The sequence below is a fragment of the Sphingobacterium sp. UBA2480 genome, from assembly GCF_002341965.1.
Classification (GTDB): Bacteria; Bacteroidota; Bacteroidia; order Sphingobacteriales; family Sphingobacteriaceae; genus Sphingobacterium; species Sphingobacterium multivorum.
Genome location: NZ_DDPA01000001.1, coordinates 384,293 through 406,715, shown reverse-complemented (window position 1 = coordinate 406,715; position 22,423 = coordinate 384,293). Strand labels below are relative to the sequence as shown.

At 37.5% G+C, this 22,423-nt stretch carries 22 protein-coding genes and 1 tRNA gene; 12 read left to right on the top strand and 11 right to left on the bottom strand.

Features of this window, described 5'->3' with window-relative positions:
• Positions 1-157 precede the first annotated feature (157 nt).
• From B3600_RS01915 to B3600_RS01880, 8 genes are all read left to right on the top strand, one after another.
• Complete coding sequence (locus B3600_RS01915; RefSeq protein ID WP_286751901.1) at positions 158-646, top strand: NUDIX hydrolase; 489 nt, start codon at positions 158-160, stop codon at positions 644-646.
• A gap of 26 nt (positions 647-672) precedes the next feature.
• Positions 673-1,374, top strand: a complete 702-nt coding sequence (locus B3600_RS01910; protein WP_115048702.1) for an HAD family hydrolase — start codon at positions 673-675, stop codon at positions 1,372-1,374.
• A gap of 112 nt (positions 1,375-1,486) precedes the next feature.
• The gene (locus B3600_RS01905; protein WP_286751900.1) at positions 1,487-3,214 is read left to right on the top strand and encodes an amidohydrolase; all 1,728 of its coding nucleotides are present in this window, start codon (positions 1,487-1,489) and stop codon (positions 3,212-3,214) included.
• Between the two features lie 398 nt (positions 3,215-3,612).
• Positions 3,613-4,335, top strand: coding sequence for a hypothetical protein (locus tag B3600_RS01900; RefSeq protein WP_286751899.1), 723 nt, complete (start codon positions 3,613-3,615; stop codon positions 4,333-4,335).
• Between the two features lie 9 nt (positions 4,336-4,344).
• Complete coding sequence (locus tag B3600_RS01895) at positions 4,345-5,076, top strand: hypothetical protein (RefSeq protein ID WP_286751898.1); 732 nt, start codon at positions 4,345-4,347, stop codon at positions 5,074-5,076.
• Positions 5,077-5,238: 162 nt separating this feature from the next.
• Complete coding sequence (locus tag B3600_RS01890) at positions 5,239-6,450, top strand: S41 family peptidase (RefSeq protein WP_286751897.1); 1,212 nt, start codon at positions 5,239-5,241, stop codon at positions 6,448-6,450.
• Between the two features lie 71 nt (positions 6,451-6,521).
• Positions 6,522-7,517: a hypothetical protein gene (locus tag B3600_RS01885; RefSeq protein WP_286751896.1), complete on the top strand. Its 996-nt coding sequence runs from the start codon at positions 6,522-6,524 to the stop codon at positions 7,515-7,517.
• Positions 7,518-7,694: 177 nt separating this feature from the next.
• The gene (locus B3600_RS01880; RefSeq protein WP_286751895.1) at positions 7,695-8,162 is read left to right on the top strand and encodes a GNAT family N-acetyltransferase; all 468 of its coding nucleotides are present in this window, start codon (positions 7,695-7,697) and stop codon (positions 8,160-8,162) included.
• Between the two features lie 113 nt (positions 8,163-8,275).
• On the opposite strand, the gene B3600_RS01875 is transcribed toward B3600_RS01880, so the two are convergent.
• Positions 8,276-9,001: a DUF6090 family protein gene (locus B3600_RS01875; RefSeq protein WP_286751894.1), complete on the bottom strand. Its 726-nt coding sequence runs from the start codon at positions 8,999-9,001 to the stop codon at positions 8,276-8,278.
• A 242-nt stretch (positions 9,002-9,243) separates the two neighbouring features.
• Between B3600_RS01875 and B3600_RS01870 the strand changes: the two genes are divergently transcribed.
• Positions 9,244-10,401, top strand: a complete 1,158-nt coding sequence (locus B3600_RS01870) for a TlpA disulfide reductase family protein (RefSeq protein ID WP_286751893.1) — start codon at positions 9,244-9,246, stop codon at positions 10,399-10,401.
• Between the two features lie 110 nt (positions 10,402-10,511).
• Here the strand turns inward: B3600_RS01870 and B3600_RS01865 are convergent, their stop codons facing one another.
• Complete coding sequence (locus B3600_RS01865; RefSeq protein WP_286751892.1) at positions 10,512-11,009, bottom strand: GNAT family N-acetyltransferase; 498 nt, start codon at positions 11,007-11,009, stop codon at positions 10,512-10,514.
• A 170-nt stretch (positions 11,010-11,179) separates the two neighbouring features.
• On the opposite strand from B3600_RS01865, the gene B3600_RS01860 reads away from it, so the two are divergent.
• Positions 11,180-12,388: a TlpA family protein disulfide reductase gene (locus B3600_RS01860; protein WP_286751891.1), complete on the top strand. Its 1,209-nt coding sequence runs from the start codon at positions 11,180-11,182 to the stop codon at positions 12,386-12,388.
• 229 nt (positions 12,389-12,617) lie between these two features.
• Here the strand turns inward: B3600_RS01860 and B3600_RS01855 are convergent, their stop codons facing one another.
• From B3600_RS01855 to B3600_RS01845, 3 genes are all read right to left on the bottom strand, one after another.
• Complete coding sequence (locus B3600_RS01855) at positions 12,618-13,163, bottom strand: hypothetical protein (RefSeq protein WP_286751890.1); 546 nt, start codon at positions 13,161-13,163, stop codon at positions 12,618-12,620.
• A gap of 2 nt (positions 13,164-13,165) precedes the next feature.
• A complete protein-coding gene (locus B3600_RS01850) occupies positions 13,166-13,378 on the bottom strand; it encodes a hypothetical protein (protein ID WP_046673369.1) in 213 nt (70 codons plus the stop codon).
• Between the two features lie 487 nt (positions 13,379-13,865).
• Positions 13,866-13,953: transfer RNA gene (locus B3600_RS01845), tRNA-Ser, on the bottom strand.
• 219 nt (positions 13,954-14,172) lie between these two features.
• On the opposite strand from B3600_RS01845, the gene B3600_RS01840 reads away from it, so the two are divergent.
• Both B3600_RS01840 and B3600_RS01835 read left to right on the top strand, forming a co-directional pair.
• A complete protein-coding gene (locus B3600_RS01840; RefSeq protein WP_236586055.1) occupies positions 14,173-14,568 on the top strand; it encodes a 3-oxoacyl-ACP synthase in 396 nt (131 codons plus the stop codon).
• 74 nt (positions 14,569-14,642) lie between these two features.
• On the top strand, positions 14,643-15,155 hold the full coding sequence (locus tag B3600_RS01835) for a BON domain-containing protein (RefSeq protein ID WP_286751889.1): 513 nt from the start codon (positions 14,643-14,645) through the stop codon (positions 15,153-15,155).
• Positions 15,156-15,231: 76 nt separating this feature from the next.
• On the opposite strand, the gene B3600_RS01830 is transcribed toward B3600_RS01835, so the two are convergent.
• The 6 genes from B3600_RS01830 to B3600_RS01805 form a co-directional block, all read right to left on the bottom strand.
• On the bottom strand, positions 15,232-15,957 hold the full coding sequence (locus tag B3600_RS01830; RefSeq protein WP_286751888.1) for a tRNA threonylcarbamoyladenosine dehydratase: 726 nt from the start codon (positions 15,955-15,957) through the stop codon (positions 15,232-15,234).
• 78 nt (positions 15,958-16,035) lie between these two features.
• Positions 16,036-16,701, bottom strand: a complete 666-nt coding sequence (locus B3600_RS01825; RefSeq protein ID WP_286751887.1) for a TatD family hydrolase — start codon at positions 16,699-16,701, stop codon at positions 16,036-16,038.
• Positions 16,702-16,762: 61 nt separating this feature from the next.
• On the bottom strand, positions 16,763-18,049 hold the full coding sequence (locus tag B3600_RS01820) for an anthranilate synthase component I family protein (RefSeq protein ID WP_286751886.1): 1,287 nt from the start codon (positions 18,047-18,049) through the stop codon (positions 16,763-16,765).
• A 3-nt stretch (positions 18,050-18,052) separates the two neighbouring features.
• Positions 18,053-19,330 (bottom strand): adenylosuccinate synthase, encoded by a 1,278-nt coding sequence (locus tag B3600_RS01815; RefSeq protein ID WP_070564133.1) that lies wholly within the window; start codon positions 19,328-19,330, stop codon positions 18,053-18,055.
• 127 nt (positions 19,331-19,457) lie between these two features.
• The gene (locus B3600_RS01810) at positions 19,458-19,949 is read right to left on the bottom strand and encodes a Fur family transcriptional regulator (protein ID WP_046673375.1); all 492 of its coding nucleotides are present in this window, start codon (positions 19,947-19,949) and stop codon (positions 19,458-19,460) included.
• Positions 19,950-20,059: 110 nt separating this feature from the next.
• Entirely contained in the window at positions 20,060-22,279 is a 2,220-nt protein-coding gene (locus tag B3600_RS01805) for a RelA/SpoT family protein (RefSeq protein ID WP_070564136.1), read from the bottom strand.
• Positions 22,280-22,423 lie beyond the last annotated feature (144 nt).

Sequence of the window (22,423 nt, the reverse complement as noted above, 5' to 3'; positions counted from 1 at the left end):
TATGGGGTCCGCTTCATGGAAAAGTGATCGCCAAGGTGACTTATGCCGATGCAATAGATATGCAAGTCCTTACTGAGGAGAGATAGACTGAATGAATTCGCTAAAATACTTGAAGACTCTCGCAACATTTTCTATTTTTGTTACAAACAGAAAAGAAATGAGCACTGAAGTGACAGGTTTGAAGCGTGTAGCCACACTATGTATATTAAGAAATAAAGATAAGTTTCTATTGTTAAAGCGCCTTAAAGAACCCAATAAAGATATGTATGTTCCCGTTGGTGGGAAATTAGACCCATTTGAAAACCCGGATGATGCGGTAGTTCGTGAAGTCATGGAAGAAACAGGGATCCATATCACGTCAAAACAATTTTGTGGCATGTTAACCGAAACATCACCGATCAATTACAATTGGATCAGCTATGTATATGTATCCGATATCGAATATGTAGAGGCCCCCTATTGTAATGAGGGTGACCTCGAATGGATCGCTGCAGACGAACTGGAATCTATTCCGACCCCTTTAACCGATCTTTATATTTATGATTATGTGGCTAAGGGAAAACTGTTTGCTTTTAATGCCGTATATGATTCAGACCTAAACTTGACCGGGTTATGGGAACAATATAATGGCATCAAGATCAAGTAAACTACTTAAATTGAATTAAAATTAGAATGATTATCAATAAAACTGCCATTAAAGTCATCGCATTCGATGCAGATGATACATTATGGGTAAACGAACCATATTTTCAAAAAGCAGAACATGATTTTTGTGCACTGTTAGAAAATTATCTTCCACAGCATGCAGTATCAAAAGAATTATTTGAAACAGAAATGAATAACCTGTCCCTCTATGGGTATGGTGTGAAAGGCTTTATTCTTTGTATGATAGAGACTGCCAGCCGTATTTCGGCAGGACAGTTATCGCTGAAGACAATAAACAAAATCATAGCGATTGGACAAGATTTATTAAAGATGCCGATTGAATTATTGGAAGGTGTTGAAGATACGTTGGTAAGGCTGAGTGCACATTATAAGCTAATCGTAGCCACAAAAGGCGACCTTTTGGATCAGGAAAGAAAGCTGAAAAATTCGGGTCTCCAAAAGTACTTCCATCATGTGGAAATTATGAGTAACAAGAAAAATGACGATTACTCAAAATTATTAAGAAAAATTGAATGCCCCGCTGAAAATTTTATCATGATCGGAAATTCAATCAACTCCGATGTTCTGCCTGTTTTGGCATTGGGGGGACAGGCAATACATGTCCCTTACCATGTGACTTGGACACATGAGCAAGCTTGTGATGACGTTAAACCAAGCAATTTCCTGCAGGTAGAAAGTCTAGATCAACTGTTACCGATTCTGCTTTAATCGAAAATGCGCATCTAGATGCGCATTTCTTCTACCGGCTGTTACCCAGCAAAGAGCTGCGAAACAATTAACTGTTTTCTGTTGTTATTCATCAGTACAGTTAACCTCTCACATGGCAATTATTACAAAATATCTATTTTTCCTTTTACCCTTTTTTATTTTAAGCTGTAAGAGCAGTCAGCAAAAAGGGGATACGTTCTATTTTGGTGGAAATATTATTACGATGGAAGATGATTTTCCCCAGGTAGATGCGTTAGTAGTAAAAGGCGGGAAAATTCTTTTCGTCGGTAGCCGGAAAGAAGCGGCCCCCTATGTAGGAGAAAACACGAAACAGATCGATTTAAAGGGAAAAACTTTACTGCCTGGCTTTATTGATGCCCATGGCCATATCACTTCAAGAGCAGGAATGCAACAGGCAATAGATTTATCGCCCAGTCCCTATGGTACCGTTAATTCAATACCAGATCTTCAAAAGACTATATTATCAGTTATTAAGCGAACAAAATTAGGCGCTTCTGTTCCTGTATTAGGAAATGGTTACGACGATGCTATCATGCGTGAGCATCGCCATCCGACTCGTCAGGAATTGGATGCGATCAGTACGACAAATCCGATTATTGTCATTCATGCTTCTGGTCATGCAAGTGTTGCCAATAGTGCGATGTTGAAGTTATTAGGTATTACCGAAAATGTGAAAGACCCGGAGGGGGGACATTACGGCCGAAGCCCTGATAATCGACTAAACGGCAAACTAGAAGAAAATGCCTCTTTTGCCGCACTGGTGAAGTTGACGAATATGATTCCCAAGCCTCAACAGGCCAAAAATGAGCTATCTCAATCCCTAAAAGATTTTGTCAAAGCGCAAGACGAATTGCTTAGTTATGGGCAGACAACAATCTGTGACGGACGTTCGATGGGAGTGGGGGTTGGCCTGTTGAAGGAAGCAGCTTCGAAAAATCTTCTAAAGGCAGATGTGGTTTATTTTCCGGATTTTGAAGCAAACAAAGCCGAATGGAAATCCTTTAAACCCAATTACATGAAATACGAAAAGCGTTTGAAATTTGGTGGATTTAAATTTTCGGATGATGGTTCGCCTCAGGGGAAGACAGCCTGGTTGACAGAACCATACCTGGTTCCACCAGAAGGTCAATCGGCAGATTACAAAGGCTTTCCAATCTTTTCGGACCAGACCCTCTACAATGATTTAAAGACAGTGTTTTCAAATCATATTACGGCACAACTACATGTTAATGGCGATGCGGCTATTGATCAGGCACTTCGTGTGATCGGCAGATTGAAAGCCGAAGGAATTTATAAGCCTGAGCTTAGGGCAACCTTGATACATGTGCAGAACAGCCGCCCCGATCATATCGCCAAGATAAAAGATATCGGTGTTATTCCTTCCTATTTTTCATCCCATGTTTACTTATGGGGAGATTGGCACTATCAAAGTGTTTTTGGTCCCAAACGTGCGACGTTTATTAGTCCAGCTCAGTCGGCAAAAAAAGCGGGAATACTGTTTACCATCCATCATGATAGCCCAGTAACACCTCCAGATCTATTGACCGGGGTGTATGCTGCAGTCAATCGGACGACACGTTCGGGAATGTTGTTGGGGCCAGATGAACGTATTGATGTCAGGGACGCGCTCAAAGCAATTACCATCAACGCCGCCTATCAGTATCAGGAAGAAAAAGATAAAGGGTCTCTTAAAAAAGGAAAACTAGCTGATTTGGTTATTTTGGATCAAAATCCATTAACAATTAATCCCCAAAAATTACGGGACATCAAAGTAATTGAAACAATCAAAGAAGGGAATACCGTCTTTAAGCGAAATTGATCAATCTGTCAATCCCATAATAAAACAGCATTGTAAACTCATTTTGATTCGCGATTGTTTGGAAAAACCCACTATCGTACTGTTAGTTGCCACTCTGCTGGACTAGTGACGATGAGTCGAAGTCATCGTTTTCAAGAGGATCAAATGTTGGGATAAAACAGGAGAGTTGTATAGTAATACAACAGCGTCAAGTCTTCATCCTTTAAAGAAATAGCGAATAATAAATCGCCACATGCAAATATTAAATGGTCTTAAACTTTTGCGGCTTGTGGCCTATCTTTACACGATGATCGATTCATGATGTCACTTTTGAACAAACAATAGATCTATTTCATCATGCAACGCAGGGAGGGTTATCTTAGATGGAATCCTGTTTTTACTAAAATCCAGAAATAATTATGAAATCGCTATTGATATTTCTTTTTTCGATAAACCTTGTTTACGGTCAATCTACACCAAATTTGACAGTAGGTTATGGAGATCGCTATGATAGCCTTCCCAAATTAGTAATCAAAGCAGCTACACCAGAAGACTATCATAAAGCATTTAGCTCCAACATTATCAATAAAACTCCTGCTGTTGAACGGAAAAGCTTTGTGATTCCTACAGGCAAAGGCAAGCTAAAGTTCAGGAAATATAGTTTTTCAGCCGGTTATGGTGATGGATTTAAGGGTTGGGCGTATAAAGGCTATCTTCCCAAACTGAAAATGCATATTCTCGTAAGCAATCATGTTGCTGAATCATTAGGTTTTAGCGATTTAGTTTTACTCGATAGCATCAACGGTAGTCAACATACAATTGCTTCAGTCGGCGACGGTGCAGTTGAAATACCAATTCCATCTCCAAACGGAGATTTTCTTGCTTATTATTATAATGAGGTCTATGCTGCGAATAGTTGCTTTATAGGGGTACTTGCTGTCCGCAAAGAAAAGGCTCCTTTCCGGATCAAACTTTCCGAATACAACAGTTTTGAAACGGACAATTGGGCGGTGGAAAACATCAGATGGATCGATAGCATGACGATTATCATAAAAGCTTATACGCTTAAAAAAGTTGCCAATGAAAATATGAAGCAGTTTGCGTACTACACTGCCCGGTTAAGCAAAGAAAATACAAACTAAGGTATAGAGATGAACATACAACAAAATATCATCATGCTAACTGTTGCTGCAATTTGCTCTTGTAACAATCCTAGCGTACCCCTACAAAAACGGGATGTTAAGCAATCAGAACATCCTATTGACGGAGAAGTAGTGATATCCAGGCAGCAGATAGATACGGTCCCCGCCTCGCATACCACGAATGAGGTTAAGACAACAACATCCATAAAGTTCAATGAATTTGTCGTTTCGATTCAAGGTATGGCCATTTTTGATCCAGAAAGGATGGATCGACTACAACGTGATACCGTAGAAATCGAAGCAGAAGTCGGGGAAAGCATCGAGGGAACTTATATTTCTATTTTAAGTGATCAGGTCCGTGACTTGAAGGTGGAACAACGCTATGAAACCAGCGTAACTATTATGAATGAAGGTCCCCATTGTGATCTTACCGAATGGAAACATTTTAACTCAGACTGGAAGCCTTTAAAACAAAATGGGAATGGCCTTTTTCTAAGTGAAGAATATACTGATCAGGATCATCGGACCTTTCCCAGCGTATCTATGGACGAGTTGAAACAAAAAGCAAAAGAGCAGTGTGGTGAAGAATGGTTTAAACTTTTGGCTAAAGTAAAATCGCCATCTGAATATCCATCAGCAGTCGGTATAAGCCGTTATTTCTTACGGATCGCATGTCGTCTTAAAGATAACGGTAAAAAAGTTACCAAATTAATCATTATCAAAACTCCAATGGGATGTTAACAGCTTAATTGCTGAATCACAACACCAGGATTTTCCAAGTTATAAATCTATACAAAGAGATTACGAAAAAAGTAATGCTTTCAAAAGATTCAGTATTTTAACACCGGTTTTATTATTTTTGCTATGGTTGGACCAATGAAATACCACTTCAAGAACACAACAATGAAATTAAGCCTATTGACTAAAGCAATTTTTACTATAGTATTCTTATTTTTAACAAAGAATAATATTTTCGCCCAAACCAAATACCAAAAGGATTTTTATGAGTTTTGGTCTGATATCAATAAACATTATGCTTATTTAGAAAGGCAAAATATCGACTGGAATAAAGTCAAAGAAATTTATTCTTCACAAGTAGAAAAAGTTACAAATGACAACGAGTTTATTCAGTTGCTTGAAAATACGTTGAATGAGCTGTACAATGGACATTCGTCGTTAAGCACAAATCTTAATACATCAAACAGGATAATTCCATCATGGTCCGACCTACGTGTCGAAAAAAATGGAAACAAATATTTAATAAAAGACTTAAGAAAAGGTTTTGGTGCAGATTTAGCTGGGTTAAAAATTGGTATGCAAGTAACTCTTTTCAACGGAAAAGCAATCGATGAACAGTTAAAAAGTTTCTTACCTCGATTTACAGATCATTACAGTCCAAAGATGTATCAGTATGCTTTAGATATGCTTTTTGCGGGAACTCATGATAAGAAACGCGTGATTACTGTCGTTGAAAACGGCGAACGTAAAACATTTGAACCGGTAAGCTATGGCAATCGGAATGAATTGTTGTATTATAAAATTATAAATGGAAACACAGCCTATATCAAAATCAATAATTCACTGGGAAATAATAACTTGATCGCTGAATTTGATAAGACGCTTGACAGTTTGATTTCTAATAAAAACCTTATTTTGGATTTGACTGAAACTCCTAGCGGTGGAAATTCAACGGTTGCGAGGGCCATTATGGGGCGGTTTGTCAATAAAGTTCTACCTTATCAAATTCACGAATTTGATGAGAAGGATTATGACACAAAACGACATTGGGTAGAGTATGTAAGTCCACGTAAGGAAATCTTCAAGGGTAATGTGTATATCCTCGTGGGGCACTGGACAGGAAGTATGGGCGAAGGGATAGCTATAGGTTTTGACGCGCTTGATAGAGCGACAGTTATTGGCACACCTATGGCCGGGCTATTAGGCGCAATTTCAAACTTCCGTCTCACAGAAACAAAAATTGGATTCCAATTCCCAACGGAAAGATTGTATCATATCAACGGAATGCCAAGAGAGGATTTTATTCCCAAGATTTTGTGTGAAAATATCGAAGAAACATTAAAAAAAGCGAAGGAGATAGCTTTTCAGGTTAGATAGGAGATGATGACTCAGTTTGCCTGAAAACTCATGGAGCAATGTTAAGATCAATGTGAACAACTAAAGAGTATATGTTTAGTAAAATTAATAAAACCTTTATCCTTCTTGTGCTTGTACTTGTTTCCAACTACAGCAAAGCACAAACCGGATATAAGAATTTAAATATACCTGCATCAGTTGAAGGATCTAACTTTTTTAATACGGATAAAAGGAATTGTATAACGCTTCCATTTGGGTATTCAAATATTTCAAAACAACTACCTGTCGATTCCGTATTGTCGGCTATGCAAGATCACCGTGGTTTAGGAAATCGCTATGCATTAAAATTTGATCAATCAATCAAAAACAATCTCGTAACGATACCCGAAGCATATGATGTTTCTTTTCCATTTGAGCAAGATATCGGCAAAGAATATAATCAGATTAAACTTGCCTCCAATTTCCTCCGTTATGGGGATTATTCGCTTCATTTTCTGGCCATTTATAACGCTGTCCGCTATAGTGAACCATTCATAGAAAAAATATATTTAATTTCAGTAAAGAATGGGAAGCCGGTTGATATAAGAAGAATTTATCTTCATCATGAGGGAGAAATGGGATTCACAGACTATACACTATTCTATATCGATAAAAATTTTATAATCTCATTGCGGGATTATGAATTTAATGAGAATCCCTTTAGGCAAAAACCTGTTTATCAATTTCAGCTCTTAAGCAACGGAACATTTGTCAGATACTATGATCAGAATGGATTATATAAAACAGATGAAGAACAGGGCTCAATTAAAAATCACCATAAAGAAGGAAAATGGATCGAATTTAAAACAAATCGGTTTGTGGACTTACAAGAATATCCATCATTTACAGATTCGTATACGTACTTGGAAGCAAGGTATAAAGGAGGGCTTCCTGATGGCAAATGGAAGTATTATAAATTATTGCAGGAATATAATGAAGAAACGGGGGAACCAATAATCAACACAAGAAAAAGAGGACCGTTGATTTATACTGAACTATACAAAAATGGATTATTGGAAAAACGAGAGTTCCATATTCTTGATAAGTAGCCCCTCCGTTATAAGTGATAAATATGTAACTTGTAGAAAAGGTGAAAAAGGCTCCGAAGTTCCTTCTAATTAGAACTTAAAATATGAAAATAATACTACAGTTGCTATGCGATTTGTAGTTTGCCAGCAGTGGATATAGCCCGAAAAAGGCGGAATAATAGACGCAGAATATTAATTATGGAAATAATCATCAGACAAGCAAAAGAAAGCGAAATCAATGTGTTAATTGAGTTTGAACAAGGGATCGTTGAAGCGGAACGACCTTTTGATAACACATTAAAGCCAGGCGAAATTCATTATTATGATCTCCTCGAATTGATTAAGTCTAGGGAGGCTGAAGTCCTTGTCGCAGTTGTTGACGATCAACTTGTCGGATCAGGATATGCGAAATTATTGGATGCAAAACCTTATCAAAAGTATGAAAAGTATGCTTATCTTGGTTTTATGTACGTTAGGCCAGAATATCGAGGTCAGGGTATCAACAAGATGATTTTACACCGATTGATCGATTGGGCAAAAGAAAGAAATATCTCGGAAGTAAGACTTCAGGTTTATGAAGAAAATACCAGTGCAATAAAAGCCTATGCAAAGGCAGGATTTAAACCAAATCTTCTGGAAATGCGTATGGAAATCGATGACAGATAATAGTGAAAATCCAATGAGATAATATCTATAACAAGTAAAAAAGACTTCTTTTAAAACTTTAAAAGAAGTCTTTTTTTTATTGGTAAGGCATTACACACTCATTTTAAACCGATTTATTCGTTGTTATGCTCAATTTCGGCAATGATTTCTTTGGCAGATTTAATCACCTGATCATTCAGCTGAATAATCATATTTGCTTGAGATGCTGCATTGATAAGAATCCCTTTTACTTTTGGCGATGCGTTAATTGCTTTGTACATTAAATCAGGATTGATATTTGCATTGGGAACGGATACCAGCTCATCTGCGAGATTAAAAACCAATGAGTTATAGTAGGTTTGCCAATCGTCTTTTGATGGTACTACGGTTTGATAATATTCCAAAATTCCTGTTTTTAATTTTCGATCCTTAATGAGACCGATTTTTCCACTAGATCGAAATCCTTCATAATTTCCAGTATTTCTGATCTTAAAGATCGGATTAAGGTTCATCTTAATACGGTCATTTGGGTTGACTTTCACCAAGCTATCAATTTTTTGTTGGTTTAATTCCCCGTAAAATTTACATCCTTCCGCTGTGTTCGTTAGGTAGGAATTTTGCTTTTCTAAGTCGTGGACATCTTTTTCGAGATCGACTTTTAGGTCCTCCAAAAATTCTTTTACTTCTTGTTGTTCATGCCTATGCTCACTCCAACCGTGAAGCCATATCGAAAGTGATACTGCAAAAACGATAATGAAGATCTCAATGGATATTTCTTTCAATTTTTCGGTGAGACTATGCTTTGGCTCCTTTGCGGTTTTATAAATTTTCTTCGTGTGCTTAATGATCTCGTCTTGCATTTTACAGCTTTAAGTTAATATAAAGGTGATTTGTTAAATATTGGTGCTAATACGCAAAGATGCAAAAGTTTGGTAAAACACACAAATTAATAACTTATCTATTACCTCTTTTATGGCAGAAAACACCTGTCAAATTGTTTTATCGGGTATATACCATGGATTATACTAAATAGTGACTGGTTTAGAACAGAAAAATTCCGTATATTTAGGTTCGTAAATTAACTGAAAATAGACTTTATATTATGAGAATTCGGGCAGGATTGCTAGTAGTGGCTCTTACGCTTCCTTTCCTCGTTTGTGGGCAAAATCGCTATCAAATTAATGGCACAATACCCCCACTGCAGGATGGTGCTAAAGTATTTTTGATCTACGAAATAGAAGGTAAGTCTGTCGTGGATTCCACTTTTTCCAGAGGAGGAAATTTTTCATTTTCGGGAACCGTATACTATCCTGTTTCATCATCGTTATATCTCAATAAAAATCCATATGTAAATAGACCAGCTCGCAACGAGCAAATGGATTTTTTTCGTTTTTACCTTGAGCCTGTGACTATGGAAATGCGAGCAAGCGACTCCTTGAAGAACATTGTAATTAGCGGGTCTCAAATTAATCTCGACCAAGATGCTTTAAAAAAAATGCGAAGCGTTGTAGATGATAAATTTACAGCACTTAATAAAGAATTTTATGCACTTTCAGCTAATCAACAGAGCGATCCTAAAGTACGGGAAGCTTTTATTGATCGGGAAAAGGGATTAATGGATGACCTGTATAGCGTTCATTTAGCATTTGCTCGCCAACATCCATCGTCTTACCTTAGTTTAATCAGTTTATCCTTTGTTGCTGGACAGGAGAAATTTATAGAAGAGGTTAAAGGGATATACAGCGGTTTAGCGGAGGAGCTCAGAAGCTACCCTTTGGCCAAAGAGATACCCATGCAATTAGAATCGTCGATCAGGACGAAAGTTGGACAGATTGCCCCCGATCTTGAACTACAAACGCAAATGGGTACGACTGTAAAACTGGCTGAATTCCGAGGAAAGTATCTATTAGTAGACTTTTGGGCTAGTTGGTGTGGACCATGCCGTGAGGAAAATCCAAATCTTGTAGCGCTTTACAATAAATACAAAGATTCGGGATTCGAGATCTTAGGAGTATCCCTGGACAAGGCGGCTCAACGCGAACAATGGATGAAAGCAATTGCAGATGATAAGCTCAGTTGGCCACAAGTATCTGATTTAAAAGGTTGGGATAGCCAAGCAGCAAAACGTTATGGCATAAATTCCATACCAGCAAGCTTCTTATTGGATCCCACAGGAAAAATTATATACCGAGACCTCAGGGGAAAAGATTTAGAAGAAAAGTTAAAGGCGATCTTTTCCGATAAAGACGATCATAAATAGTGCGTTTAGTAGTGTGTCCGATAAGCCGTATTAAGACTGGAGTATTCTTGTTAGGCCCGGAACGTAAATGCAAAATGTACTAAGAAGAAAGCTGGTAATAAATAGGCTGATCAAATCACTGATTCATCTAATCTATAAATAAATTCCTCGATTTCGATTTGGCGTGCATTAGCAAAACCTCGGTCTGTACCAACCTTAACAAAACCACAATTTTCCAGTACTTTTTGAGAACCGATATTATCGAAAGCGACACGCCCATAAATCGGACGGCTTGTTTCAAATGAAAGAAGTTCTTTAAGCGCCTTTGTTGCAATTCCACGTCCCCAGAATTTCCGGTCAATCCAATAAGTGATCTCAGCATCACCATCAATAACAAACTTCGCAATACTTCCTACAATTGTCCCATCAACCAGAATCGTTTGATTGTTTATACTTGGCTCATTGAGAAATTTAGCATATTTCTCAAGGTAAGCTTCTTTGTCTGAAGAAGTACTTGAGGTAAATGCGGCGAGATAATTTGCTTCTTCATCAAGCTGAAACTGATAATGTGTTTCTAAATCCGTGCATACTGTCGGCCTAAGTGTAAGTTGAAAGTTGAGGGCATCCATGCTTTTTTATGTTCGGTTTATTCTCAAATATAGTAATAAATACACTATTGTCTTCTCTTAAGATTCAATCCATCTGATAAAAATTTTAGAGAGAATATTTGTTTCAATGATTTTTCTCAAAATAATAAAATATTGATTAATTTCAGGTAAGACCAATTAGACTATTTCAAATGGATACGATTAAACTATACCTGATTTTATTGTCTTCTTTTATAGGAATTGTACAAGTTTTCAGCCAAGAGAAAAGCGTACAGATTCCTCTAACAGAATCGAGATATTTCAATGAAAACAAAGGAAATACTGTTGATATTCTTTCTTCTACCGATGTTTGGTCGAAAGATGGAGCAACGGATTCAATTCTATGGCCTATAGATATTACGATCCTTGATGAAAAGTCAAAATCTCATAACATTAGAAAAAAATTGTACGTTGTTACGCGCAAAATTCATAGTGATAGCGTTAGTGTCGAGATTTCCAGAAGACGTAATCCATTTATTAACAAAGATGTACAATTGAGGTTCCATGCGGATTCTCTCAAAAAATGGAGACTAAAAACTGTTCCATCAAATATCTTAGAAAAGGTGAAATTTGCTTTTAATTTTATAGATGAAAAAACTGGAAGTCACTATAGCCTGCCTTGGGAAGCCTATTTTATCCCTTTCTCGGTAGGAATGACCTACAATGATGCCCGTTTAAATGAAATGCCATTAGCTGTAAAAATTGGATTTAATAGAATGGGAAAATTCGGCGAAGATATTATATATGTATCAAAAAGGATGACATTCAATAAACCTGAATTTAGAATTTATCGGGATGGAAAAAATCCACATGAAGATAAGTTTGTTAATAACATTAGATACAAGGAGAAATATAATATTCGTGACACTGTTGCCATTAATGCTAAGATTATGCGTATCGATAGTCTTGACGAAAGCTTTTCGGTGATTTATTTAACTCCTGTTGGAAACTATATATCTGATCAATACATATCACCAAGCCTTAAGAAGGAATTGAGTCAGTATTTTAAGCCATCCTCAAAATATTTGGTATTAGATTTTTGGGGGACATGGTGTGTTCCATGCATATCAGCTATGCCTAAGACAAAATTAATCGTTGAAGAACTAAAGTCTACAGCTTCATTTGTTGGAGTTTGTTTCGATATGCAAGATAAATTTGATTTGGCGAAGACAATATTAAATGAAAAAGGAGTGAACTGGCCTCAGCTATACGTGGATATGAATCAAAAAACAAATTCTATCGTCTTCGAATTGGGCGTTTCTATCTTTCCAACCTATATTGTCATTGACCGAGATGGCAAGATCATCTTTAGAGATTCATCCGAGGGTCTTGCCCGCATAAAAGATATTGTACTAAAATAATGATTACAATAGGCCAAAGTTATTATAATCGTTGTGGTAGTAATAATATCTATCGCTTAAAAAGATCAACCATTTAGAACTGCAGTAAGTATGAATATGAAAGTTTTCATCAAAGCCAACTTAAAGTCCAGCTGAGGAAAAGCCGAACAAAGGTAGAAGTTGGTCAGGTCAAGAGCCTTTAAATTTAGACTTCTCCTTTTATCGAAATTTAAGTCGGTATGATGTTCCTTCACTGAGCCCATACGGGGAGAGATCTAGCCTCCTCGATTCCTAAAACATTATCTTGGTATTTAAACACAGTTTCAGGTACTATGTGGTTTTCGCTTATATCGATCCCCTTAACGGAGGAAAAGAGATTTAGATGCCTTTTCACAAGCGGCATGGTATGAATATATGAACGGGTTATTTTGTCAGGGTCGGAGTCGCAACTACTATTTTTCTTAGCCTTAGACCTCGCTTGGCATATGTACATATTATCGGTGTAAAAAAAGATCATTTCAATCTTATTTTCAGGATACAAGGCTTTAATGTCTTGTAGCATTTGAAGATGCGCCTTATTAACGATATTGACCTCAACAGCAAAATCTTCGTCATGACTCAGCAGCCCCAACAGCTGTTCCTCAAATCTCCGATATCCATCTTTTAAACCTAGTTCAGCATAGCTTTGAACAAAGAGATTTGGGTCAAGTATCTTAATCCCTTCTGGGATGAAATACTGACCACAAGTACTTTTCCCAATGTAAGGGGGACCGGTTATCACATATATTGTCGCCATGATCAAATACTTTGAATCGTGCCATCGCGATGCTCTTCAACCATTTGCCCATCCTTGTTATAAACCAATGGCTGTTCGCGAGAAAATAAATAGGAACGAATGCTCTTTTGCAATTCTTGCCTCCATTGTATCTTTTCATCCGCAGACATAGTGAGCGGATCTTTTTTCATCTTTCCAGTTTTGACAAGTTCTTCTTCTTGAATTATCCTTTTCATTTAAAACTTAATTAACATTAGCTTGTACGATTAATTAAATATAAACATATATTAATATATTATAAAAAAATATTAATATAAAAAACGCCAATAATTTGATGAATTGACTTTTGATTGGCAACAAGATCCATTAATAAAAATTGACTGATGTTGTTAATTCTCTTGATCAAGAAAGCCTACGAAAGAATTATACAGTTCATAGGTAAAGTTATGTGCCTACTTGAATATCTTAAGGTAAAATTTAGACAACTAACAAAATGTAGAGCGATAGTGTAAAACTTTCGAACTCATTAATCTAGCTCAGAATCTCGTATTCATAACGACTCTCCAGTCACCGGATTTGGCTCTTATTATACGTGGGATTTGGAAGAAGACAGTCCCATTAAACATGAACTTCTTTGCTTTTATCTAAGTGCTGTTTTTGGTGCCGGTATAATACTTAAAACAGAAAAACCGTTTTTAACAGTGTTAAAAACGGTTCGTTTTGCGGAAAGGGAGGGATTCGAACCCTCGATACAGTCATCCCGTATACAGTCTTTCCAGGACTGCTCATTCGACCACTCTGACACCTTTCCGTGTTTCAGTGCACAAATGTAGTAATTTTTTAATTTATTGCAACCTTATTCGAATTATTTACCATCCAATTTATTATATTCTATTGAGCCTAAGCCTATTGTTTTTATTTTTTAATGAATAAAACTTATTCCTTATTTTTCGGAATGACAAATAATTATTTCGACATAAAAGGGGAGGTCCTTGACATAGCGCTAAAACGCACCAGGGAACGTATTACAATGATAGAATCTGCTTTGGAAACCGCACGGGATTCAAGTAATGACGATACAAAAAGTAGTGCTGGAGACAAATATGAGACGTCACGTGAAATGATCCAACAGGACATTAATCGCTACCAGAAACAACTCGTGGAAGCCAATAAAGATCTGCAGCAACTGATCAGTATAGAATCATTATCAAATGATGTAATTGATGTCGTCAGATTAGGAACACTTGTTCAAACCAATGTTGGACTATATTTGATCGCCACAAGTATCGGAGCTGTAAAAATAGGGACCAATAATATCTTCGTTATCTCGCCTGCATCTCCAATTGGACAACTACTTATCGGGAAAAAAATAGGTGATAGTTTTGTTTTTAATAACGTTAATCAAAAAGTTATTGCAATTTACTAGGTGATGAAAATACCGAAAAATTAAACAATATGCCGACGCATCTGTTCTTATTTAGTACAGAAACAAAGAATGACATGAAATTCAATAGTTTAATTTTAATCTTCTTGCTTGGTGCTGCACTATTTATTCACTCTTGTAGATCGCCCGAGTCGGACGAAAAACTAAGATCAAAAATCGAGACAGCGTTGGAAACTACTGCGGGCATCGGAGTCGATGTCGAAGAGGGTAATGTAACCTTGAATGGACAAATAGGTTCAGACTCTCTCAAGCAGGACATAGAAAACAAAACAAAGCTAGCCGGAGGAGAGGATATCAAATCCATTCACAACAATATTGTCGTAAATCTTCCTGAACCAGAAGATGCCCGTGAAAAATATCACGAAATTTTGGGCGGCGCGATAGATTCTACCTTAACACGAGATGTTAACCTTGTTCTGGAAGATTTTCCGACCATTACAGCACAGGTTAAAGAAGGGATTATAATTGCAACGGGTAATCTTGAAAAATCAAAAATAGATACACTCAAGAAACGATTGGAACATATCAAGCCCAAAGGTATTGATATAAAAGGGGTCACAAGCCGATAGCCTAAGAAAAAAAGAAGCTACCGTCAATTGGCAGGCAGCTTCTTTCATTTCTTCATATGTTTATTTAATACCTAAGTTAAGCATTTTCTATTAAATCTCGTATAGCAACAGAAGCTATCGCCCCACCAAAAGCCGCAGGTAAATAGGACATGGTGCCATAAGCGGACTTTTTAAAATTACTCCCATCGGTATACAATAATGAATCCTTGTTTGGAAGTTCGGTTGAAAATGCCACTTTCACTCCATCACGTATACCATGTTTGCGCAATTTCTTACGGATATGTTGGGCCAACTTACAATTATAAGATTTACCGATATCAGCAATTTTTATTTTTGTTGGATCCACTTTGCCACCGGCACCCATTGAACTCACAAATGGTATATTGGCTTCTAACGCCCTCCGAATGAAAAATAGTTTCGGTGTAATACTATCAATGGCTTCCACACAATAATCTGGCGCCAATTCTAATAAAGCGGGTATCTTTTCTGGAATGATAAAATCTTGTATTACGGTTAAATCCAACTCAGGATTAATGGCCAACAATCTTTCCCGCATAATTTCAGCTTTTGCTTCACCATGATTAGTTGCCAAGGCAGGCAATTGTCTATTACGGTTAGACGGATCCACTGTGTCTCCATCGATAATGGTCATTTTCCCAACTCCCGCTCGGCATATAAATTCTGCAGCAAAGGATCCAACACCACCTAATCCCAAAACCATCACATGTGAATTTGCCAATTTTTCAACCGCTGATCGACCTATCAATGCTTCGGTACGTGACAGCCAACTTAAATCTTTCATCTATCTAAATTTGTTTTTTTATATTTTCATGAAACCTTATAGCTATCCGACAACGTGAATAAACAGACTATGATGGCCTCACTTATTAAATACTTTCTTATAATTCTGGTATAAAGCCCGCTTTAGCTCCTCCAACTCGATCGATCTGATCCGAGCTACGTATTGATAAAGCGTAGTAATTTCTACGGTCGTATCTGTATCCGTTTCTAGAAACAATTGACTGAGTGAAATATTTTCCAAAAGCTCGTCTTGGCTTCCATTTAAACAATGTCCACCTATTGAAAGATAGTACCCCTGATCAATTAATTGCCGAGCTAGTGTCCAATTTTTCCGATAGCCATGGAAAACAACAGCTTCGTTAAAATTCACTTTTTTTAAACAACCGACAATCTCCTGAAAAGCTCGAACACAATGAATAATCAACGGTTTTCGATAAACTTGAGCCAGTTGAACCTGTCGATCAAAGACCTGCTGCTGCTGGATGAGGGGAATGGCAATATCTTTATCCAAACCGCATTCGCCTATCGCCAAAACTTGATCCTGCTTTAATCCTCCTTTCATTAAGGCTAAAGCAAGTTCAGAATTCCCGTCTATATACCATGGATGTAACCCTATGGAGCAATCTGTTTCAGTGATTTCTTCGGCATGATTCAATGCGATATTCTTCACCGAGAGAATCGCGCGCTCTTTGATCGGATAATTCCGATGAGTATGTAGATCGATATAAGGAACTTGTGGTACCAATGGGACAAAGGTCGAAAAAATACTTGAAGCAAAAAATATTCTCTACAAAATTAGTATAGTTTTATTCTTCCAATCTTGCATCTAGGGCTTCAAGGATGGCTGAAGCTTTCAAAAGGCATTCTTGATACTCCTGATCTGCAGCTGCCTGATTGGTGACCGCCCCTCCAGTATGAAAGGAAAGGTACCGTTTTTGTTTATTATACAGCAGTGAGCGGATGACAACATTAAAATCGAACTCATCATGTACAGTGTCAAAGTATCCGATAGACCCTGCATAGATACCTCTCTTTCGAGCTTCAAGCTGATCGCAAATTTGCATAGCTGCAATTTTGGGAGCACCTGTCATCGAACCTGCAGGAAAGGTATTTCTAAATACATCCACATTGGCGACTTTTGGGTCTTGCATGCAGGTAATGGTAGAAATCATTTGATGCACTTGTTCGAAGGATTGAATCTCAAAAAGGCGAGTAGCCTCAACTGTTCCAGGAAGAGCACTTCGTGTCAAGTCATTACGCACCAAATCAACGATCATCACATTTTCCGCAATCTCCTTTTTTGACCTCAACATATCAGCTATAATCTGTCGGTCCTCTTCCGGGCTTGTTCCTCTTCTAGCTGTCCCTTTAATCGGTTGAGAAATCAGCTTTCCCTGCCTTTTCGCTAAAAATCGCTCCGGAGAAGCACACATGATAAAATGATGTCCTACTCTGAAGAATGAACTAAATGGGGTAGGTGATAGGCTATTTAATTGATGATAAACTTCGAGCGGCGAGATGTCGGCGTTCTCCGCATAAAATTCCTGACAAAGGTTAACTTCATAAATGTCTCCACGTTGAATATGCGCTTGCACATCTTCAAATGCTTTAACGTATTCACTTTTTGTCCAACGCGATTGTACTTGCACTACGATTGGAGCTGCTAAAGGAATCTTCGTATCGGAAATAGCTTGATAGATTTTAACTGGATCTTCAGCCTCTATATGCACTTGATTTGCCGTCCATCGGAGCGTAATCGCTGGCACGAAGAAATAAGTTTCCGGAAATTCGAGCTGATCCTTTCCCGTTGTCTGTAATTCCTCTATCTCATTCTTGAGGTCGTAGGATAGAAATCCAGGGATAAACTGAGATTGATGTAAATTCAAAAATGTATCGAGCTGATCAAATACATTTTCATTTGCACGGAAGGAGAATAATGCCTTGACAGCCAAAACTTGCTCATATCTTCCCCATTGATCGGACATCCCATTACTATTAAAGAAAGAAATTTCATCAAATTGCCCCGACCAATGCAGGGCTTTTTGATGAAATTTATCTTTAGAATCGAGAAGATCAAAACTTTCGATCCGCATAGTTTATTTTGATAAAGCTAATGTTTGTTTACGATCAGGACCTACCGATAGGATTGTGATAGGTACTTCAAGAGCTTTCTCTAAATAAGAAATGTAATTTTTTAATGCTTCAGGTATCTCCTGTTCAGACGTTATACCAGTCAAATCTTGTTTCCACCCATCAATTTCTTCCAAGATAGGTTCGGCTTGATGTGTGATGATTTCATAAGGCATATAATCAATCACTTCACCATTATATTTATAATGTGTACATGCATAGATTTTGTCGAAGGTATCCAAAACGTCGGCCTTCATCATAATCAAGTCTGTTACGCCATTAAGCATAATAGCATATTTCAAGGCAGGAATATCAATCCAACCTGTACGGCGAGCACGACCAGTAGTTGCTCCAAATTCATGACCTAATTGACGTAATTTTTCGCCAGTTTCATCGTGAAGTTCAGTAGGGAAGGGACCACCACCTACACGAGTCGCATAAGCTTTAAAGATACCATATACCTTGCCGATCTTATTTGGCGCAATACCTAGGCCTGTACAAGCTCCGGCTGTTGTGGTATTCGATGAAGTTACAAATGGATAAGAACCAAAATCAACATCCAACAGCGTACCTTGCGCACCCTCAGCCAACACACGTTTGCCTTCTTTCAGATATTGATTCACCAAATGCTCTGAATCCACATGTGGGATAGATTTAATGAATTCGATAGCATCTAAAAATGCCTTCTCTTTTTCACTGAAATCAGGTATCTCACCATAGTGCGAAAGAATGCTTAGGTGTTTTTCTTTCAACTTTTGGTAACGCTCTTGAAAATCCGGAAGTGTCGTATCACCTACACGTAAACCATTTCTACCGGTTTTATCCATGTAAGTTGGACCGATACCTTTCAAAGTGGATCCAATTTTTCCTGCACCCATTTTTGATTCTGAGGCAGCATCCAATAATTGGTGTGTAGGCAGGATAAGGTGTGCTTTTCGCGCTAAAACTAAATTGCCTTTACCCACCGGATCAAAACCAGCTGTCTTCAGGTTGTCTAACTCTCTTTTTAAGATAATCGGATCGATAACGACACCATTACCAATAAGATTTAGTGTACCTTCATTGAAGATACCAGATGGAATTGTGTTGAGTACGAATTTCTTGTTATCGAATTCCAACGTGTGTCCGGCGTTAGGGCCGCCTTGGAAACGAGCGATTAAATCGTATTTTGGACAAAATACGTCTACGATTTTACCTTTACCCTCGTCACCCCATTGTAAGCCCAAAAGCACATCAACTTGCATAGCTTTTAAAGTATAGTAATTAAAATGTTATTAATAAAAATAGACTCTATTTAAAAATAAAATGTTCAGGAATTTTCCCCTGAACATTCCTGAACAAATGTACTATTATATTTAAGAAAATATAAGATTAATTTGAAATAGCTTCGTGAGCGACGGTCTCTTCTTTTTTGTTCTTAAGTTGACAGTCTTGACATACACCATACAAATTGAGTGAGTGGTGCTTAATATCAAATTTTAAAAGATCTCCCATGAGACTCTGAATTTGGTTGATACGTGGATCACAGAATTCAACAACCTTATTACATTCAATACAGATCACGTGATCGTGTTGTTTGAACCCATATGACTTCTCAAATTGTGCCATGTTCCTTCCAAACTGGTGTTTTGTAACCAAGTCACAAGAGACCAAAAGTTCTAGAGTATTATAAACTGTAGCACGACTGACACGATATTTCTTGTTCTTCATATGGATATACAAAGACTCTACATCAAAGTGATCAGTACGTGAATAAATCTCTTCCAAAATCGCATAGCGCTCTGGTGTTTTTCTTAGATTTTTATTTTCTAAGTAGGCTTCAAAGATTTTTTTTACAGTTGCAAAATTTTCAGCTTGATTCATAGTAAAAATATTCTTGTACAAATTTACCAATTAAGATTGATATTTCCTCTATTAAAAATAGTGCTTAATAGTAGTCGCCTTAGCGTAATTTTCAATCCAACGGTTGGCTACTAATTTTCCGATTCATATCGATTGACACCTGTTATCCCCCTAACTTGCTTTAAATTTCTCATCAAACTTTCAAGCTGAGCAGTATCATTTACATACACCATAATATTACCATCAAAAATACCTTCGTTACTTGAAATTGATAAGGATCGAATATTAACAGCAAATTCTTGAGAAATAACAGTTGTAAGTTTATTTACTAATCCTACATCATCTATGCCAACGATATGTAAACCTGTCAAAAATGCAGAATCCTTTGTAGAAGCCCAGCGTGCTTTTAAAATTCTATAGCCATAATTTGCCATCAGCTTGGAGGCATTTGGACAGCTCGTACGGTGAATTTTTATACCATCATTAACTGTCAAAAAACCGAAGACATCATCACCAGGAATAGGATTACAACAGGGTGCTAAAGTATAATCAACCTTCTGCATATCATCACCGATCAAGATCGTGTCGAATTCCTTCTTATTTATCTTTTCAACTAGCCCACCTATATGGGTATTAAATTGATTTCCTGATGAAGAACTTACATTAATTTCAACCGCTTTCTCATGCGCAACATATTCTCTCAGTTGCCTGATATCAACAATGCCCTTGGCAACATTATAGAAAAGGTCCTGCGAACTGGGATATTTTAAAAAGTTGGCAATTTTGTTAATATTATCCGTATTGTAAGTAACTTTTAGCGATTTCAACTTACGTTCCAAAATTTCTTTCCCATCTTCCGCTACTCTTCTCTTTTCTTCTTTTAGGGAAGATCTGATTTTGGATTTGGCTTTCGCAGTCACAACAAAATTCAACCAATCCTCTTTAGGTGACTGCTTGCTTGATGTAATAATCTCTACCTGATCCCCATTTTGCAAAATATGGCTTAAAGGAACAAGTTTGTGATTTACTTTGGCGCCAATACAACTTGCACCGATATCAGAGTGAATCTCAAAGGCAAAATCTAAAGCAGTGGCATTGTTGGGGAGTTGAATCAGTGTTCCTTTGGGGGTGAATATAAAAATCTCATCGGAGAAGAGATTCATCTTAAAATCATCCACAAAATCCATCGCATTCTGATCTGGACTGCTTAAGACGTCACGTACTTTTTTGATCCATTGATCCAAGCCAGAATCTGAATTTGATTCTTTGTACTTCCAATGTGCTGCAAATCCTTTTTCGGCAATTTCATTCATCCGTTTGGTTCGAATCTGAACTTCTACCCATTGCCCTTTAGGCCCCATCACCGTAGTGTGTAAGGACTCATAACCATTTCCTTTCGGAGAGGAGATCCAATCCCGAAGACGGTCGGGGTTAGGACGGTACAAATCCGTGACAATAGAATAAACTTTCCAACATTCTGTCTTTTCTTTCTCATCCACAGCATCTATTACAATACGTATAGCAAACAAATCATAAACCTCCTCAAAAGGAATCGATTTTTTTCGCATCTTATTCCAAATAGAATGGATTGATTTAGGTCGCCCAAATACGGACGCCTTAATACCCTGTTCCTCCAATATCTCTTTGATTGGACCAATAAAATCGCCTATAAATTTTTCACGCTCAGCTTTTTTCTCATTCAGTTTTCTAGCGATAAATTTATAGGTATCCGGATCAGTAAATTTCATCGAGAGATCTTCCAATTCGGATTTTATCGCATACAGCCCAAGACGATGTGCCAATGGCGCATAAAGGTAGCTTGTCTCCGACGCAATTTTCAGCTGCTTATCCCTGGCCATAAATTCCATGGTGCGCATATTGTGGAGCCTATCTGCCAATTTAATGAGAATTACACGAACATCGTCTGCCAATGTGAGCAACATTTTTCTAAAGTTCTCCGCTTGCATAGAGCTGTTTGGATCGAAAATTCCTGAAATTTTGGTAAGCCCATCGATAATTCGGCGAACTTTCTTACCAAACATTTCTTCAATTTCATCCAGAGTAACATTGGTATCTTCAACTACATCATGGAGCAACGCGCATACAATAGATGTCGTCCCTAAGCCAATCTCTTCAGCAGCAATTTGGGCAACAGCAATTGGGTGATAGATGTAAGGCTCCCCTGATTTACGTCGCATCTCTTTATGACTATCCAACGCCAAATCAAATGCCTTGCGGATCTCTTGCTTGTCCCCGCGTTGTAAAGTTGGTTTACAGGCGCGTAACAATGCACGGTAACGTTTCCTTATCTCTTTGTTTTCTGCTTCAATATCAATCACATAATCTTTCATAAACGTTGCAGGTAAATGATGTTTTTTGAGTAAATTTGTGTAATTTAGTTATTGTATTCTTGAATACTAATTTTCAAGCTAACTATTTTGTAATAAATCTACCAAAATATTATAGCATTGACAAATTAAAAAGCGTTATATAAT

Excerpts from the sequence above, each read along its gene's own strand:
- B3600_RS01910 (WP_115048702.1), top strand. The coding sequence starts at position 673 with ATGATTATCAATAAAACTGCCATTAAAGTCATCGCATTCGATGCAGAT.
- B3600_RS01815 (WP_070564133.1), bottom strand. The coding sequence starts at position 19,330 with ATGCAAGTTGATGTGCTTTTGGGCTTACAATGGGGTGACGAGGGTAAA.
- B3600_RS01865 (WP_286751892.1), bottom strand. The coding sequence starts at position 11,009 with ATGGATGCCCTCAACTTTCAACTTACACTTAGGCCGACAGTATGCACG.
- B3600_RS01830 (WP_286751888.1), bottom strand. The coding sequence starts at position 15,957 with ATGAAAGATTTAAGTTGGCTGTCACGTACCGAAGCATTGATAGGTCGA.
- B3600_RS01820 (WP_286751886.1), bottom strand. The coding sequence starts at position 18,049 with ATGCGGATCGAAAGTTTTGATCTTCTCGATTCTAAAGATAAATTTCAT.
- B3600_RS01880 (WP_286751895.1), top strand. The coding sequence starts at position 7,695 with ATGGAAATAATCATCAGACAAGCAAAAGAAAGCGAAATCAATGTGTTA.
- B3600_RS01895 (WP_286751898.1), top strand. The coding sequence starts at position 4,345 with ATGAACATACAACAAAATATCATCATGCTAACTGTTGCTGCAATTTGC.
- B3600_RS01850 (WP_046673369.1), bottom strand. The coding sequence starts at position 13,378 with ATGAAAAGGATAATTCAAGAAGAAGAACTTGTCAAAACTGGAAAGATG.
- B3600_RS01840 (WP_236586055.1), top strand. The coding sequence starts at position 14,173 with ATGATAGAATCTGCTTTGGAAACCGCACGGGATTCAAGTAATGACGAT.
- B3600_RS01810 (WP_046673375.1), bottom strand. The coding sequence starts at position 19,949 with ATGAATCAAGCTGAAAATTTTGCAACTGTAAAAAAAATCTTTGAAGCC.
- B3600_RS01875 (WP_286751894.1), bottom strand. The coding sequence starts at position 9,001 with ATGCAAGACGAGATCATTAAGCACACGAAGAAAATTTATAAAACCGCA.
- B3600_RS01835 (WP_286751889.1), top strand. The coding sequence starts at position 14,643 with ATGAAATTCAATAGTTTAATTTTAATCTTCTTGCTTGGTGCTGCACTA.
- B3600_RS01885 (WP_286751896.1), top strand. The coding sequence starts at position 6,522 with ATGTTTAGTAAAATTAATAAAACCTTTATCCTTCTTGTGCTTGTACTT.
- B3600_RS01860 (WP_286751891.1), top strand. The coding sequence starts at position 11,180 with ATGGATACGATTAAACTATACCTGATTTTATTGTCTTCTTTTATAGGA.
- B3600_RS01890 (WP_286751897.1), top strand. The coding sequence starts at position 5,239 with ATGAAATTAAGCCTATTGACTAAAGCAATTTTTACTATAGTATTCTTA.
- B3600_RS01905 (WP_286751900.1), top strand. The coding sequence starts at position 1,487 with ATGGCAATTATTACAAAATATCTATTTTTCCTTTTACCCTTTTTTATT.
- B3600_RS01915 (WP_286751901.1), top strand. The coding sequence starts at position 158 with ATGAGCACTGAAGTGACAGGTTTGAAGCGTGTAGCCACACTATGTATA.
- B3600_RS01900 (WP_286751899.1), top strand. The coding sequence starts at position 3,613 with ATGAAATCGCTATTGATATTTCTTTTTTCGATAAACCTTGTTTACGGT.
- B3600_RS01855 (WP_286751890.1), bottom strand. The coding sequence starts at position 13,163 with ATGGCGACAATATATGTGATAACCGGTCCCCCTTACATTGGGAAAAGT.
- B3600_RS01870 (WP_286751893.1), top strand. The coding sequence starts at position 9,244 with ATGAGAATTCGGGCAGGATTGCTAGTAGTGGCTCTTACGCTTCCTTTC.
- B3600_RS01805 (WP_070564136.1), bottom strand. The coding sequence starts at position 22,279 with ATGAAAGATTATGTGATTGATATTGAAGCAGAAAACAAAGAGATAAGG.